This window comes from Streptomyces diversicolor (genome assembly GCF_057537855.1).
The window spans coordinates 1-669 of the sequence record NZ_BAAJXA010000149.1 but is presented as its reverse complement, the minus strand read 5'-3'; the positions used below and the strand labels follow the sequence as shown (position 1 = coordinate 669).

Annotated in this window: 1 protein-coding gene; it reads right to left on the bottom strand. The window is 65.9% G+C overall.

Going from position 1 to position 669, the window contains the following annotated elements:
- On the bottom strand, positions 1-669 hold a 669-nt coding region (locus AC27LF_RS45575; RefSeq protein WP_479662464.1), incomplete at both ends, for a reverse transcriptase domain-containing protein.

Genomic DNA, 669 nt, shown 5'->3' with positions numbered 1-669 from the left:
CCGCCCTGCGGGGTGCCGGTGTAGGTGTCCTCACGGTTGCTGTCCTCGGTGAGGACGCCGGCCTTGAGGAACGCCTTGACCAGCCGCAGCACGCGCTTGTCCTTCACCCGTCGCCTCACCCGGTCCATGAGGGCCGTGTGGTCGATCGAGTCGAAGCACGCCTCAATGTCCGCGTCCAGGACCCAGCGGTAGCCATGGGTGCCGTAGAAGTGGATCTCGGCGATCGCGTCGTGAGCCCGCCGCAGTGGCCGGAAACCGTAGGAGACCGGCTTGAAGTCGGCCTCGAAGATCGGCTCCAGCACCAGCTTCAGGGCCGCCTGGACCACCCGGTCGGCAATGGTCGGGATGCCGAGCTTGCGCACCTTCCCACTCCCGCCGGGCTTGGGGATCTTGCGTTCACGCACCGGCAGCGGGCGGAACTCGCCCGATTTAAGTACGTGACGAAGATCCTCCAGGAACCCACAAGTGCCAATTTCCCGCTCAACGTTGACGACCGTCAGGCCGTCCACTCCGGGCGTTTTGGCCCCCTTGTTGCCCGCGACCCGTTCGAACGCCACAAGCAGCGTCGCCGGGTCGCACACGAGGTTGAACAGATCGTCGAACCTGCGGCCCTCATCGGCCGCCGCCCAACGGTGAAGTTTGGCCTGCATCCCCGATACCCGCTGGTGA